Raw genomic sequence first — 14,940 nt, forward strand, 5'->3', positions numbered from 1 at the left:
ACCGATCACCGCCCGCCCGAGCCACCCGCCGCCCCGACACGACCGCAACCGCCCCCACACCCGCACCGCTGACCACCGGCCCCGAGCCCATGCCCGAGCCCGGCCCGAGTCCAAGCCCCACCACCCCGGACCCCGGACCGGCCTCCGGTTCTCTCAGGCGCGCCAGGAGTTGAGGTACTCCTCCTGCCCCTCCGTCAGGCTGTCGATCCGGACGCCCAGCGCCTCCAACTCCAGGCGGGCGACCTCGGTGTCGATGCGGCGCGGGACCTCCAGGACGCCCGGCTCCAGCTCCGCGTGGTTCTCGGCGAGCCAGGCCACCGTCAGGGCCTGGACCGAGAAGGACATGTCCATCACCGCCGCCGGGTGCCCCTCGGCGGCGCCGAGGTTGACCAGGCGGCCCTCGGCCAGCAGCACGATGCGGCGGCCGTCGCCCAGGACGTACTCGTCGGCCTGCGGCCGAACCTCGCGGCGGACCTCCACCGCCATCGCCTCCAGCGCGGGCAGGTCGATCTCGACGTCGAAGTGGCCGGAGTTGGCCAGCACCGCGCCGTCCTTCAGGCTCGCCAGGTGCTCGGCGCGGACCACGTCGCGGTTGCCCGTCACCGTCACCAGCACGTCGCCGATGGGCGCGGCCTCCTCCATCGGCAGCACGGTGTAGCCCTGCATCACCGCGTCGAGCGCCTTCACCGGGTCGACCTCGGTGACCACCACCCGCGCGCCCATCCCCCGCGCCCGCTCGGCCAGGCCCCGGCCGCAGTAGCCGAACCCGGCCACGACCATGGTGCGCCCCGCCAGCATGGCGTTGGTGGCGCGCATGATGCCGTCGAGGGTGGACTGCCCGGTGCCGTAGCGGTTGTCGAACATCCGCTTGGTGGCGGTGTCGTTGACGGCCACCATCGGCAGCCGCAGCGCGCCCTCCGCGCTCATCCGGTGCAGCCGGATGACCCCGGTGGTGGTCTGCTCGCAGCCGGCCACCGCCTCCTCCAGCAGCTCGGGCCGCTCCAGGTGGGCGATATTGACCAGGTCGCAGCCGTCGTCCAGGAGCAGGTGCGGGCGCCGCTCCAGCACCGTGGCGAGGTTGCGGTCGTAGGCGGCGGGGTCCATGCCCGCGCGCGCGAACACCGATATCCCGTACTCGGCCACCAGCGCGGCGGCGGTGTCGTCCTGCGTGGACAGCGGGTTGGAGGCGGCCAGCGCGATCTCGGCGCCGCCCGCCTTCAGCGCCCGCAGCAGGTTCGCGGTCTCGGCCGTCACGTGCATGCACGCCGCGATGCGCCGCCCCGCGAGCGGCCGCTCGGCGGCGAAGCGGTCGCGCACCCGCCCCAGCGCGGGCATGGCGCGTTCGGCCCATTCGACGCGGCGGACCCCGGCCTGCGCCAGGCCGAGGTCCGCGACGTCATGCTCTGGTAGTGCCATCCGGCGGATTCTTCCGATCCCCCGCGCCGACTCAGTAGCGGTAGTGGTCGGGCTTGTAGGGCCCGGCCACGTCGACGCCGATGTAGGCGGCCTGCTCCTTGGTCAGCTCGGTGAGCTTGACGCCGAGGGCGTCCAGGTGCAGCCGGGCGACCTTCTCGTCGAGGATCTTGGGCAGCACGTAGACGTCGGTGGGGTACTCGGCGGTCTTGGTGAACAGCTCGATCTGCGCGATGACCTGGTTGGTGAAGCTGTTGGACATCACGAAGCTGGGGTGGCCGGTGGCGTTGCCCAGGTTGAGCAGGCGTCCCTCCGACAGCACGAGGATGGTGTGGCCGTCGGGGAAGCGCCACTCGTGCACCTGCGGCTTGATCTCGGTGCGCACGATGCCCGGGATCTTGGCCAGGCCGGCCATGTCGATCTCGTTGTCGAAGTGGCCGACGTTGCCGACGATCGCCTGGTGCTTCATCCGCGCCATGTGGTCGGCGGTGATGATGTTGAAGTTGCCGGTGGTGGTGATGAAGATGTCCGCGGTCTCGACCACGTCCTCCAGCACCGTCACCTGGTAGCCGTCCATGGCCGCCTGGAGGGCGTTGATCGGGTCGATCTCGGTGACGATGACGCGGGCGCCCTGGCCGCGCAGCGCCTCGGCCGAGCCCTTGCCGACGTCGCCGTAGCCGCAGACCACCGCGACCTTGCCGCCGATCAGCACGTCGGTGCCGCGCATGATGCCGTCGGGCAGCGAGTGCCGGATGCCGTACTTGTTGTCGAACTTGCTCTTGGTGACCGAGTCGTTGACGTTGATCGCCGGGAAGAGCAGCCGGCCGTCGCGCTGCATCTCGTACAGGCGGTGCACGCCGGTGGTGGTCTCCTCAGTGACGCCCTTGATGCGCTCGGCGATCCGGGTCCACTTCTGCGGGTCGGCGGCCAGGCTCTTCTGCAGCAGCCGCAGGAAGACCTGGTACTCCTCGGAGTCGTCCTCGGTGGGGGTGGGGACCGTGCCGGCCTTCTCGAACTCCACGCCCTTGTGCACCAGCATCGTGGCGTCACCGCCGTCGTCGAGGATCATGTTGGGACCCTCGCCGCCGGGCCAGGTGAGCGCCTGCTCGGTGCACCACCAGTACTCCTCCAGCGTCTCGCCCTTCCAGGCGTAGACGGGGACGCCCTGCGGGTTGTCGGGGGTGCCGTTGGGGCCGACGACGACCGCCGCGGCGGCGTGGTCCTGCGTGGAGAAGATGTTGCAGCTCACCCAGCGGACCTCGGCGCCCAGGGCCACCAGGGTCTCGATGAGCACGGCGGTCTGCACGGTCATGTGCAGCGAGCCCATGATCTTGGCGCCCTTGAGCGGCTGGGAGGCGCCGTACTCGGCGCGGGTGGCCATCAGGCCCGGCATCTCGTGTTCGGCGAGCCGGATCTCCTTGCGCCCGAACTCGGCCAGGGACAGGTCGGCGACCTTGAAGTCGAGGGACATGCGTCTTTTCTCCTCCTGGTGGATGCGCACCGAGTCTAAGCGGCTACACCCGCCTCCGGCACGGCCGAACGGGCCAAATTGACACGCGATTGTCAGATTCGCGCGGAGGGCACGGGGGAGGCCGCTAGAGTGGCTGCCCATGGCGCATGCTGACGACCGCGCGGGCACCGCGCGCCCCTCCCCGGCCGCCTACCGGCGCCCCGCGCCGGGCGGCCCGGCTCCGGCGGCTCCCGGCCGCGCGGCCCCGGCCCTGCCCATCTCCGCCGCCGCCGAGCGCCTGGGCACCAGCCCGCGCATGCTGCGCTACCGCGAGGCGCTGGGGCTGGTGCCGCCCACCAAGGAGCAGCCCACGGGCCGGGGACACCGGCACCGCCGCTTCAGCGAGGACGACCTGGGCGCGGTGGCCGCGGGCCTGGAACTGGAGCGCGCCTACGGCATCCCGCCGGCCGCGCTGGCGTTCGCGCTGCGGGTGCTGGCCGAGCCCGCGACGCTCGCGCGGGTGCGGTCCTTCGGCGAGCGGGTGGGCCGCCTGGCCCCAGCGCCGGCCCGCGCCATGGACTTCGAGAAGCAGAAGGCGCTGCGCCTGCTCCGCCGCCGCGAGCGCGGGACGCCCTAGGCGCGCCGTACGCCCGCCGGGTCCGCACCGCCCCGCTCGGCACCACCCCGCCCGCCCCGTCCGGTGCCGGGCCCGGCGCTCACAGGTCGGTGGCCGCCGCGATGCGCTCCCCCAGCCCGGGGGCCAGCGTGCGCATGTAGGTGGTGGTGATGTGGCCGGTGTCCCAGTACACGAGGATGTTGCCGATCACCGCCGGGCACCGGTCGCCGTCGCACATGTGGTCGGTCATGTCGATGAACGCGACGTTGTCGGGGACGTCCTCCAGCTTCTCCAGCGGGGACTCCGCGTCCATGGAGAACGAGCGGTCGGCAACGCACGCCTCGGGGCCGTCCTCGGCGACGCACTCGGGGGCGTCGAAGGGCATGCGCGGGGTGTCGCGGACCGCGACGACGTCGATGCCCATGCGGTCCAGCTCCCGCCAGCGGTCCACGTAGCCCTCGACCACGACCTCGCCGCCGAACCCGGCCTCGCCGTCGATGCTGGTGCTGGTGGCGGTGGTGAACACGGCGTCGGGCCGCAGCCGCCGCAGTTCGTCGAGCACCCCGGAGTTCCACTGAGCGCAGGAGTGGTACTCCTCGCCCCGGTAGACCTGCACGATGTCGGTGAACAGGCACGAACCCTTGATGATGTTGACGACCCGCCAGTCGCGGTCCTCGGCGATCTCCATCAGCGCGGGGAACCAGTGCGCCGCATGGGAGGCGCCCACCAGGGCGACGGTGTGCTCGGCGTCGTCGGGGCCGTAGACGCAGGTCAGGACCTCGGACTTGCCGGTCTCCTGGTTGCAGCCGTCGGCATAGGTGCGGGGGACGTCGTCGGCGGCGTCGGCGGGCGCGGGGTAGACCGGCACCGGGGCCTGGTCCTGCTGGGCGGCCGGCGCCGTGAGCGCCTGCGCGCCGGTGTAGGAGCCGGACTGCTCGACGGCCAACTCCTGCTGGCGCTGCTGCTCGGTCAGGTAGCCCGACCACAGGCCGGTGGCCGCCAGGACGGGCACCAGGAACGCCGCGCCCACCGCCAGCGACCACCGGCGCGCGGGGCGCACCCGGGTGAACACGTCGACCCGGGTCTCGGTGATCCACCGGGTGGCGACCGCGAGCAGCATCGACACCGCCAGGACCGCGAACCCGCCGGTGAGGCTGGGCAGGGTGCGGTCGGTGACCTCCAGGTAGCAGATCAGCACGGGCCAGTGCCACAGGTAGAGCGCGTAGGCGTGGTCGCCGACGTAGTGCATGGCGCGCAGGTTGAGCAGGCGGTCCACGGCCAGCGGGCGGCCGGTGGTGCCGGCCGCGATCACCAGCACCGCGGCCATGGTCGGCCACAGCGCGATGTAGCCGGGGAAGAGCGTGGAGACCTGCACCAGCAGGCCGCACAGCACCAGGGCGGCCACGCCGGTCCAGCCCAGCAGCACGCGCAGCCACATCGGGAGGCGCAGGTGCGGCAGCGCGAGGGCGAGCAGGCCGCCCAGCGCGAACTCCCACAGGCGGGCGCCGAGGTCGAAGTAGGCCCACGCCTGCTGCGAGGCGGTGGTGACCACGGAGTAGGCCAGCGAGGCGGTGAAGACCAGGCCCAGGCCCACGGCGACCGCGCCGCGCGGGGAGGGCCGCTTGGCGCGGGCCGCGAGCCAGGCGGCGCCGCCGATGAGGAAGGGCCACAGCAGGTAGAACTGGCCCTGGATGGACAGCGACCAGAAGTGCTGGACCGGGCTGGCCACGCCGCTGCGCGCCAGGTAGTCGACCGAGTTGAGCGCCAGGTGCCAGTTCTCGTAGTACAGGGCGGCGGCGACGACCTCGGCGATGACGTCGCGCCAGCGGTCGGCGGGCAGGAACAGGTAGGTGGCGGTCAGGATGCCCGCGAGCACCACGGCGGCGCCGGGCACCAGCCGCTTGACCATGCGGGTCCAGAAGGCGGCGAAGCCGATGCCGCCCTTGCGCTCCACCGAGCGCAGCAGGGAGCCGGTGATCAGAAAGCCGGTGAGCAGCAGGAAGACGTCGACGCCGCCGGAGACCCGGCCGAGCCAGATGTGGTAGACCGCCACGAGCAGCACCGCGACGGCGCGCAGGCCCTGGATCTCGGGGCGGTAGGTGGACCCCTTGGCCGGTGCGCGCCCGGCGGGGGCCTGGTGTGCCGCTGGGGCGGGGGGCGGCGCGGCGGAAGCGGAGTCGGGGGTCGACTGCACGGGAACGACTACCTCACTTACGTTGCACACCGGGGGGTGCGGCCGGGACGCTGCGGGGGTCGTTCGCTGACCACTGCCGGTGGGGTGGGGATGCGCGAGCCATGGGGTGGCCCGGGGGCCGGGACACGGCGGGCGAGACCCACGCTCAGGCCGCTTGCGGGCAGGCGGAAACGGCCGGTCCGTGGAGCAGCGGATCGGCGCCTGTGCCCAGGGGGGATCCCCTACATTCCAGTCAACCGGCTCGCGCTGCCCCAGCGCCAGCCGGACCGCCAGACTGTGCACAGCCGAAGGAACGGCTCGGCGCCACCGTGGGATGTTCTCCCAGTCCCGTTACAGCTAAGAGTACGGGAGTTGAACCAAGGACCACATTCTTCCCGGTCTCCGTGCATTGCACGCTTTCCAGTCCCTTTCACCATGCGATCGGACGAGCCGGGTTTTATCCACCTCTCCGCGGGCTACGGTGACACCGTGGACACCCGACGACGCGGTCGCACCCTGGTTCCCGACGGCTTCCCCGAGGCCGTGCACCGACGGCTGGCCGGCCTCGACCGGCTCCGTGAGCTGTGGGCGGAGCGCCGCCGCCACGGCATCAGCTCCGCCGACCCCGCCGCCGTGCGCGACGGGGCCCGCCGCCGCATCGAGGAGCTGCGCGCCCTGGCCGGACTCCCGCCGCTGCCGCCCGACCGGCTGCGCGCCGAGGAGGACGCCCTCGTCGCCCTGGCCGACGACTCCCGTGCGGGTGTGCGCCTCAACGCCGACTACTTCGACACGCTCGTGCGCGCCGTCCCCGACTTCTCGCCGCCGCTGCCCGCGCCCGAGCGCGTGGGCGCGCTGCTGGCCGAGGCCGCGGCGATCGAGACCCATCCGCTGATCCGCGCCGCCCACCTCTTCCTGACCTGCGCAGACGCCCTGAACGGCGCGCCCGCGCCGCCACCGCCGCACGCGGTGGGCCCCCTGGCCGGGCCCCGCCGGGGGCGCGACGGCGCCGACACCCCCCTGCCCGCCGGAGCGGCCGGCCCCGGCCCCGACGGGGCGGCTTACCGCGGCGCGGCCGGCGCCGCCTCCGGCGTCCTCACCCTCCCCGGGGTCGGCGACATCCCGGTCAGCACCGCGGCCGCCGCGCCCGCCGCCGACGACCCCGCCGCGCCGCCCGCCGTGCGCTCGCCCGGCCCCGGCGACGGCGCCGCGCCCGCCGGGCCTCCGGCGCCCCGGCGCGGCGGCGGCCCGCCCGCCCACCTGCGCCCCCTGCCCTGGGTGCTGGCGTCGCTGTCGCTCATGCGCTCCGACCTCCCGCCCCCGGCGATCGACCGGCGCGCCGCCCCGCCGCCCGCCGCCGCGCCGGCACCCGGCGCCTCGGGCGCCGACCGGGCGCACGGCCCCGTCGAACGCCTGTCCGCCATGGTGCTGCTGCTGGCCGACCTGGAGACCGCCGCGCTGCGCGCCGAGCTGAGCCGGCCCGCGCGCCTGCCCGGCGCCCTGCGCCCCGACAGCACGTGCCTGGGCCGGGCCGTGCACCGCCGGGTGGTCAACCACCTGCGGCTGCGCTGCGACTCCCTGCGCATGGTGCTGCGCGAGCTCGACCCCGCAGCGCGCACCTCGGTGGGCTCCTCGGCCGAGCCCGAAGGCCCCGCCCCCGGATCCCCCGGCGTCCCGGGGGTGCCCCCGCCGGCCGAGCGCCGGGCCGCTGCGGCGCGGCGCGCGCTGTTCACCCCGGGGCCCAACGAGTGGCGGGCCTCGGTCGACGTCGACCTCGCCGACGGCGCCCTGCGGCTGCTGGTGCTCGTGCAGGAGGTGGGCGACCCCGCCTCGGGCGTGCTCGCGGTCACGGCCGACGGGCGCCTGGCCACCGGGGAGGGCGTGGTCGACGTGCTCGACCTCGGCTGCGCCGACTGCGTGACCCTGGTGCCCGCCGACGCCGCCGACGACCGCTGGCCCGAGGTCGAGGCGTTCGCCGACGACGTTCTCTCGCGGGCGGTCGGGCACCTCACCCGCGCGGCGCGCTACTGAGCGCGGCCGCCGGACCCGCCCGGGCCGCCGGGGATCGGGCGGTCAGGTGCTCAGCGCCGCCAGGAACAGCACGAGCACCAGGATGATGATGGCGATGAGCACGGCCGGGACCACCCAGCCGTGCGACAGGATGGGGTCCTCGACCTGCTGCGGGGGCCGCCCCTGCGGCGGCAGCTGCGGCCGCTGGGTGGGCATGGCCCGCCCGCCGTACATGGTGTTGGGGCCGGTGTGCGGCGGCCCGGCCGGACCGGGGCGCACGCCGGTGACGTTGGGCCCGTGCGGCTGCGGGCCGCGCGGCGGCTGGTGCGGGAACCCCGCCTGGGGGCCGGAGTTGGGCGCCGGGCCGGGGCCGTAGCCGGGGAACGGGGTCTGCGGCCCGCTGGGGGTGTGCCCCGGCGCCATGCCGCCCATCGGCGCGTAGCCGCCCACCTGGTTGGACGGCGGGATCGGGGTCTGCGGCCCGCTCAGCGGCGGCCCGGACTCCGCGATGCGCTCGCCCTCCTTGAGGGCGTCGTCGGTGGAGACCGCGGACTCGTGGCCCAGCAGCCGCATCAGCAGCTCCTGCGCGGTGGGCCGGCGCGCGGGGTCCTTGTCCAGGCACGTCTGCACGATCGGCAGCAGGGAGTCGGGCACGCCGTCGAGGTTGGGCGGCGCGCTGACCACCCGGTGCACCACGGCGGGCACGCTGTCCTGGCCGAAGGGGGCGTTGCCGGTGGAGGCGAACGCCACCACGCAGCCCCAGGCGAAGATGTCGACCTTGTCGGTGATCCCCCGGCCCTCGATCTGCTCGGGCGCCATGTAGGAGGGCGTGCCCACGATCGAGTTGGTCAGGGTGGCCGTGCCGTCGGCGACGCGGGCGATGCCGAAGTCGATCACGCGGGGGCCGTCAGGGCCCAGCAGCACGTTGCCCGGCTTGAAGTCGCGGTGCACGATCCCGGCCTGGTGGATGGCCACCAGCGCGGTGGCCGTGGAGACCGCCAGCCGCTGCAGCGCCGCGCCCTTGTGCGGCCCCTTGGTGGCCACCGCCTCCTGGAGCGACTGGCCCGGCACGTACTCCGACACCACGTAGGGCGGGTCCTTGTCGAGCTGGGCCTCGTGGATGGCGGCGGTGCAGAACGACGCGACCTTCTGCGCCGCCCGCACCTCCTTCTCGAACCGCTTGCGGAGGTCGTCGTCCTGCGACCACTGGTCGTTGAGGACCTTGATCGCGACCTCTTCGCCCTCGGGGTTGCGCCCGAGGTACACGACGCCCTGCCCGCCCTTTCCCAGGCGGCCGACCACGCTGTAGTCGCCGAAGGACTTCGGGTCGTTCGGCGACAGCGACTCGGGACCGGGCATCGATCTCCTCCAGGTGCGGTCGTGGCTGGAGTCAGCGCACGACCAGCGTATGGGCTAGCGGGTCTGTGCCATAGGCAACGGCTACATACACAGTGGCGTAATCGGTTAGAGCGATCAAACCGGCTGTGCGTTCCAGTGGACCGCCCTCGTCCGCTGTGTACTCACTCACCTCGACCCCCTGTTCACGTGCCGTGTCGGCCGCGAGGGCGAGGTCGCGGGCGGCCTCGGGGACCTCCTCCGGATCGCGCAGCAGGACCAGCCGGAGGCCGACGGCGCCGTCCTCGACGGGGTCGTCGAAGATCGACCGCGGCCCGGTGCCGCCGAACGGGCCGCCGACCAGGGAGATGTGGTCGCCCAGCAACTCCGGCGAACCGCCGCGGACCGCAGGATACCGGGCCACCGACGCCAGCCTCGACACCCAGTGGTCGGCCGCGGCCTGGGCGGCGGGCGTCCCGCCGCTGATGACGGGGATGCTCCCGGCGATGTCGAGGGCGGCCGACTTCGCGGGGTTGTCCCAGGTCTCGACCGAGGGCCCGTAGGCCATCGCGGCCCGCTCCAGCCGCTCGGCCAGCGCGTCGTAGGCGCCTTCGGGCGGACCGGACACCCCCACCCGCGAGACCGCCGTCAGCAGGGCCACCACCGGACCCAGCGGCGACTCCGGAGGCCCGCCGACCTGCGGAAGCGCGATCGAGGGGGCGCGGGACCGCTCGGCGACGGCGGCCAGCGGGCCGCCGGCCGGGCCGATGGCCAGGAACCGGCACCCGCGCCGCGCGGCCTCGGCGGCGCAGGCGGCGACCGCGGCGTGCGACGGGCTGATTTGGCCGATTGTGGACGCGCCCGCCGCCGGATCGGACGGGCCGCCGGGCGCCGGCGGCGCCGAGGGCGCTACCGCGACCACGAGGTCGGGGCCGCCCACCCAGCCCGGCAGGCGGTACCCGCGCACCGGCACCACCGGCACCGGGCAGCCCGGCCCCAGCGCCGCCGCGCAGATGTCGCCCACCGCCGCGGCGGCCCCGGCGCCCAGCACCACCACGGCGCGCGGGCGGCCGTCGAGGGCCAGCACGTCCAGGTCGGCCTCGGCGGCCGCGGTGCGCGCCGAGCGCACCCGCGCCGCGGCCGAGGCCAGCCCGCGCAGCGCGTCGGCGCCCGCCCGCGGGTCCTCCAGCCGGGACTCGTCGAACTCCAGCGGCACGGCACTCCCTCCCGGCCGGCGCCGCCGCCGGGCGGCGGCGCGGGCGCCCGGTGTCAGCTGATGCGGCGCGCCTCGTCCACGAGCAGGACCGGGATCCCGTCGCGGATGGGGTAGGCCAGCCCGCTCTCGTCGCAGACCAGCTCGCCGGCCTCCTCGTCCAGGCGCAGCGGCGCCTTGCTCTGGGGGCAGGCCAGGATGTCCAGCAGCCAGTCGTCGATCTTCGCGGTCATCGCGGTGTTCTCCTCGCGGGGTAAGGGCGTGCGGTCAGGCCCGCACGATGGCCAGGACTTCGTCGCGCAGCCGCTCCATGGCGGCGGTGTCGGGCGCCTCGACGTTGAGCCGCAGCAGCGGCTCGGTGTTGGAGGCCCGCAGGTTGAACCAGGAGCCGTCGGGCAGCGACACGGTGAGGCCGTCGAGGTGGTCGACCTTCGCCCCCTCGCGGCCGGCGAACGCCTCCTCGACCGCCGCCGCGCGCCCCGCCTGGTCGGTGACCTCGCAGTTGATCTCGCCGGAGCCGGCGTAGCGGGAGTACTCGGCGGTGATCTCCGACAGCGGCCGGGTGTCGGCGCCCAGCACGCGCAGCACGTGCATGGCCGCGAGCATGCCGGTGTCGGCGCGCCAGAAGTCGCGGAAGTAGTAGTGGGCGGAGTGCTCGCCGCCGAAGATCGCGCCGGTCTCGGCCATGGTGGCCTTGATGAACGAGTGGCCCACCCGGGTGCGCACCGGCGTGCCGCCGCGCTCGCGCACGATCTCGGGCACCGCGTTGGAGGTGATCAGGTTGTGGATGACGGTTGCGCCGGGCTCGCGGGCCAGCTCCTGGGCCGCGACCATGGCGGTGATCGCCGAGGGCGGCACGGGCTCGCCCCGCTCGTCCACGACGAAGCAGCGGTCGGCGTCGCCGTCGAAGGCCAGGCCGATGTCGGCGCCGGTCTCGCGCACCTTGGCCTGGAGGTCGACCAGGTTGGCGTAGTCCAGCGGGTTGGCCGGGTGGTTGGGGAACGTGCCGTCCAGCTCGAAGTACAGCGGCTCGATGCGCAGCGGCAGCGCCTCCAGCCGGTCGCCGCCGAGCACCGCCGGGACCGTGTAGCCGCCCATGCCGTTGCCGGCGTCGACCACCACGCTGAGCGTGCGCGCGCCCGACAGGTCGACCAGGGACCGCAGGTAGCGCGCGTACTCGGTGAGCAGGTCGCGCTCGCTGACCGTGCCGGCGGCGCCGGCGGGCTCGACGCCCTCCTCGGCCAGGCGGCGGATGTCGGCCAGGCCGCTGTCGGAGCCGATGGGCGCCGCGCCGGCCCGGCACATCTTGATGCCGTTGTACTGGGCGGGGTTGTGGCTGGCGGTGAACATCGCGCCGGGCATGTCCAGGTGGCCCGAGGCGAAGTACAGCATGTCCGTGGAGCCCAGGCCCGCCATGACCACGTCGACGCCCTGGCCGGTGACGCCCTCGGCGAAGGCCGCGGCCAGCTCCGGCGAGGAGGGCCGCATGTCGTAGGCCACGACCACCGAGGGCGCGTCGGCCACCCGCGCGAACGCCGCCCCGATGGAGCGGGCCGTGTCGGCGTCGAGTGTGTCGGGGACGATGCCCCGGATGTCGTATGCCTTGAAGATCTGGCCGAGGTCACCCACACGCGTCTCCGGATCGGGTCGTGGACAGGGCTCTTCGCGCGGCGCGGGCGCCCGTGCCGCGCCGTGTGCCCGCCGGGGGCGGCTGCGGGCGGACGCCGGCCACGCTCGGGACAACGCTATCAACACGGTGGGGCGGGGCGGCGGACGCGGTGGGCCGGGCCGATCCGCGCCCGCGCGGCCCGGCGTGGCAGGGGGCCGGGACAGGACGGGGGCGGCGGGGTCAGACGTCGCGGCGGGGGCGCGGGCGGGCCGACTGCGGCGAGGGGGCCCGCCGGCCGGGCTCGCTCCCGGCCTGGGGGTCGGACTTGACCACGCGCAGGTGGCCCCGGCGGTGGGTCTCGACGCCCTGGCCGACCGGGTTGCCCACGGCGGGCGGGCGGGCGGCCTCGCGCACGGCGTTGGCCAGGGCCTCCAGGTCGTCGCTGCCGGGGCCGCCGCCGGAGGAGTCGGCGGGCAGCCGCACGACCTCCCAGCCGCGGGGCGCGGTGAGGCGCTCGGCGTGCATGGCGCAGAGGTCGTAGCAGTGGGGCTCGGCGTAGGCGGCGAGCGGACCCAGGACCGCCGTGGAGTCGGCGTAGACATAAGTGAGCGTGAAGACGGCGGGCTGCCGGCACGCGGTGCGCGAGCAGCGTCGGACAACGCTCACGGGCACCGACTTTATGCCTTTCCACGGTCGGGCGCCAGCATCGCCCCGCTGTGTCCGCGCGCACGGGCGGGCCGGGGCTGCATGTCGGCCGCGGATGGCATAGTCTCGGAGCGTGCGACGAGTGCACCTTCACAGGGCTCAAGCCGACCGAGTACGACGCCGAGACCGCCGCGGACGCGGCGTGCGCGGCCCGCTGGCGCCGCCCGAACTCCCCATGGCGCGGAGCCGGGCCCACATCTTCGACGACCTGGTCCTCGACGCCGTCGAGCGCCTGGAGCGGGTGTGGGCGCGGGAACTCGCCAACGTGGAGTTCCTGGTCGAGGACGTCCCCCGGGTCCCGCGCGGCGTGACCGCCGAGGACGGCATCCCCTTCTCGCGTCTGGAGACCGGCAGATCAGGGCAGGCGAAGATCATCGTCTACCGGCGGCCGGTCGAGATCCGTACCCGCGAGCCGGAGGAGATGGCCATGCTCGTCTACGACACCGTGGTCGAGGAGGTCGCCAACCTCCTGGGGCTCGAACCCGAGACCGTCGACCCCGAGACCTGACCGGGCGGGCGGCGCGGCACCTCCTGCCGCGCCGCCCGCACCGCTGTCAGGAGTCCCCGGCGGGCACCACCGACAGCGACACCCGCCGGCCGTCGGCCATGCGCGCCTCCCACACCACGCCGCCGCCCGCGCGCAGCCGCTCCTCGGCGAACCACTCCCGCACGGCGGGCACCGACTGCGAGGCCACCCCGCGCTGGTAGTCGGCGAACCGCGACCGCAGCCAGTGCGCGGCGGCGCGCGCGTCCTCCCAGGTGCCCGCGTAGCGTTCGCGGGAATCGCCGACCTGTTCGTAGCCATGGAACTGCACGGGGGACTCCTTGCGCCTGCGCGGCCGCCCAGAGCGCCCGATGCGCCCGGGTCCGCAGCAGCATGATGGCAGGGCCGCGCGGCCGCCCGCCGCGGACCTCCGGCCCCGCGCCGGGCCCGATCCGGTCACCCGGGCACGGACCGGGACACCCGGTCTCGCGGGCCCTAGGGCACGACGCTGGTGAGGCTGTCGTCGACCTCGGGCAGGACGATCCGGGCGGGGGCGGGCAGGAGCGGCTGGGCCGAGGTCGCGGCGTCGCCGCCGGACCCCTGGGTGAGCACGCGGCCGGCGTAGACGGGGGTGCCGCCGGCCACCTCCACGACGAACCCGGCGCCCTCGGGCGCCTCCAGGTCGGGCGCGGTGGTGCGCCCGGCGGGGATCTCCACGTCCACCGGGTCGCCCGCGCGGCCGTCGGCGTCCACGGGCGTGACGACGGCCGCGGCGTCCTCCTCCAACGCGGCGAAGACCAGGCTGCTCTCGGTGCCCTCGGGCGCGGCCGGCACCACGGCCGTGCCGTTGAGGGGGCCGGCCAGCGGCGGCGCGGCGGGCGCGTAGGCGGTGTCGTCGCCGTCGGCGCGGTCCATGGCCACGCCCACCACCACCGGCTGGTCGGCCTCGACCACCGCCGTGCCCGGCTGCTCGGCCAGCGGCCCCTCCAGGCTCAGGAAGGTCCCGGCGGCCGGGGGCACGCCCAGACCGGTCAGGGTCTCGTGCTCGGCGCGGCCCTCGGGGGTGTAGACGGCGACGTCGGCCGTGGCGGGGGTGTCGCCCACGGCCGCCACGATGAGCCGGCGGCTGCCGCCCCCGCCGGGGATCCCGGGCACGACGTGGCTGCGGGCGGGCGCGGCGGTGGGGGGCACCCAGTCCTCTCCGTCGCCGCCGCGCTCGGCGAACAGCGACGCCGCCACCCGCCCGGCGTTGGTGCGCACGTGCACGACGGCGGCGGGGCTGCCCTGGATCAGCTCGGTGAGGTCGACCTCGGTGTGGCCGCGGCCCTCGACGGCGATCCCGCGGGTGTCGTCGGAGTAGGACGGGCCGTCGCTGAGGTAGATGTCGACGTTGGCGGTGGCGGGCTCGCCGTCGGGGTTGGCCAGGAACAGCCGCAGCCCCTCCAGGGTGATGCCGCCGGGAGCGGCGAACCACGTGCTGGTGGCGGGCGCGGGGCAGCGCACCTCGGTGGCATACGGGTCGTCCTCGCCGACGGTGGCCTGGGCGACCTCCAGGCCGGCCGCCATGGTGCCGCGCGCGGTGACGGCCGTGGCGGCCTCGGCGCCGGAGGTGTCGGCGCTCCACAGCCGGCCGGTGCGGGTGAACGGGCCGGAGTCTCCGACGGGCGCGGCCTCGGCGGTGTTCTCCGCGGCGGTCAGCTCGCCCTCGCCGCCGCCGTCGGGGGCTCCGGTGGCCAGCGCGGCGGTGGTGGTGGCGCGGTCCTCGCCCTGGGGCGGCGGGCACAGGCGCAGGTCGGACTCCACCGGCGCGGTGGCGGCCTCCGGCGCGCCGCCCGGGTCGACGCCCTGGGTCACCGCCGCCACGCCGAACAGCGCGGTCAGCGCGATGGCCACCAGGCCCAGCAGCGCGAAGCGGTTCTCCACGATCAGCCGCAC

At 75.1% G+C, this 14,940-nt stretch carries 13 protein-coding genes; 3 read left to right on the forward strand and 10 right to left on the reverse strand.

Features of this window, described 5'->3' with window-relative positions; translation table 11 throughout:
- Positions 1-153: 153 nt before the first annotated feature.
- Entirely contained in the window at positions 154-1,416 is a 1,263-nt protein-coding gene (gene ahcY / locus HNR12_RS11625; protein WP_179767503.1) for an adenosylhomocysteinase, read from the reverse strand.
- A 31-nt stretch (positions 1,417-1,447) separates the two neighbouring features.
- Entirely contained in the window at positions 1,448-2,884 is a 1,437-nt protein-coding gene (ahcY, locus tag HNR12_RS11630; protein ID WP_179767504.1) for an adenosylhomocysteinase, read from the reverse strand.
- Positions 2,885-3,023: 139 nt separating this feature from the next.
- Here ahcY (HNR12_RS11630) and HNR12_RS11635 point away from each other — a divergent pair, with 139 nt between their 5' ends.
- Positions 3,024-3,500, forward strand: coding sequence for a MerR family transcriptional regulator (locus tag HNR12_RS11635; RefSeq protein ID WP_179767505.1), 477 nt, complete (start codon positions 3,024-3,026; stop codon positions 3,498-3,500).
- Positions 3,501-3,579: 79 nt separating this feature from the next.
- Here the strand turns inward: HNR12_RS11635 and HNR12_RS11640 are convergent, their stop codons facing one another.
- Positions 3,580-5,673: an SGNH hydrolase domain-containing protein gene (locus tag HNR12_RS11640; RefSeq protein ID WP_179767506.1), complete on the reverse strand. Its 2,094-nt coding sequence runs from the start codon at positions 5,671-5,673 to the stop codon at positions 3,580-3,582.
- A 468-nt stretch (positions 5,674-6,141) separates the two neighbouring features.
- Here HNR12_RS11640 and HNR12_RS11645 point away from each other — a divergent pair, with 468 nt between their 5' ends.
- Positions 6,142-7,680: a hypothetical protein gene (locus tag HNR12_RS11645; protein ID WP_179767507.1), complete on the forward strand. Its 1,539-nt coding sequence runs from the start codon at positions 6,142-6,144 to the stop codon at positions 7,678-7,680.
- 42 nt (positions 7,681-7,722) lie between these two features.
- Here HNR12_RS11645 and HNR12_RS11650 read toward each other — a convergent pair whose 3' ends face one another.
- The 5 genes from HNR12_RS11650 to HNR12_RS11670 form a co-directional block, all read right to left on the reverse strand.
- Positions 7,723-9,018, reverse strand: coding sequence for a serine/threonine-protein kinase (locus HNR12_RS11650; protein WP_179767508.1), 1,296 nt, complete (start codon positions 9,016-9,018; stop codon positions 7,723-7,725).
- 31 nt (positions 9,019-9,049) lie between these two features.
- Complete coding sequence (locus HNR12_RS11655) at positions 9,050-10,210, reverse strand: SIS domain-containing protein (RefSeq protein ID WP_179767509.1); 1,161 nt, start codon at positions 10,208-10,210, stop codon at positions 9,050-9,052.
- 53 nt (positions 10,211-10,263) lie between these two features.
- A complete protein-coding gene (locus HNR12_RS11660) occupies positions 10,264-10,440 on the reverse strand; it encodes a Trm112 family protein (protein WP_179767510.1) in 177 nt (58 codons plus the stop codon).
- 34 nt (positions 10,441-10,474) lie between these two features.
- Positions 10,475-11,836 (reverse strand): phosphomannomutase/phosphoglucomutase, encoded by a 1,362-nt coding sequence (locus HNR12_RS11665; protein WP_179767511.1) that lies wholly within the window; start codon positions 11,834-11,836, stop codon positions 10,475-10,477.
- Positions 11,837-12,056: 220 nt separating this feature from the next.
- The gene (locus tag HNR12_RS11670; RefSeq protein ID WP_308118937.1) at positions 12,057-12,482 is read right to left on the reverse strand and encodes a DUF3499 domain-containing protein; all 426 of its coding nucleotides are present in this window, start codon (positions 12,480-12,482) and stop codon (positions 12,057-12,059) included.
- Positions 12,483-12,603: 121 nt separating this feature from the next.
- Between HNR12_RS11670 and HNR12_RS11675 the strand changes: the two genes are divergently transcribed.
- Positions 12,604-13,029 carry a metallopeptidase family protein gene (locus HNR12_RS11675; RefSeq protein ID WP_179770559.1) on the forward strand — a complete coding sequence of 142 codons (426 nt, stop codon included), beginning with the start codon at positions 12,604-12,606 and terminating at the stop codon, positions 13,027-13,029.
- 46 nt (positions 13,030-13,075) lie between these two features.
- On the opposite strand, the gene HNR12_RS11680 is transcribed toward HNR12_RS11675, so the two are convergent.
- Positions 13,076-13,336: a hypothetical protein gene (locus HNR12_RS11680; protein ID WP_179767512.1), complete on the reverse strand. Its 261-nt coding sequence runs from the start codon at positions 13,334-13,336 to the stop codon at positions 13,076-13,078.
- A 164-nt stretch (positions 13,337-13,500) separates the two neighbouring features.
- Positions 13,501-14,940 (reverse strand): DUF5719 family protein, encoded by a 1,440-nt coding sequence (locus HNR12_RS11685; protein WP_179767513.1) that lies wholly within the window; start codon positions 14,938-14,940, stop codon positions 13,501-13,503.

Source organism: Streptomonospora nanhaiensis, assembly GCF_013410565.1.
GTDB lineage: Bacteria > Actinomycetota > Actinomycetes > Streptosporangiales > Streptosporangiaceae > Streptomonospora > Streptomonospora nanhaiensis.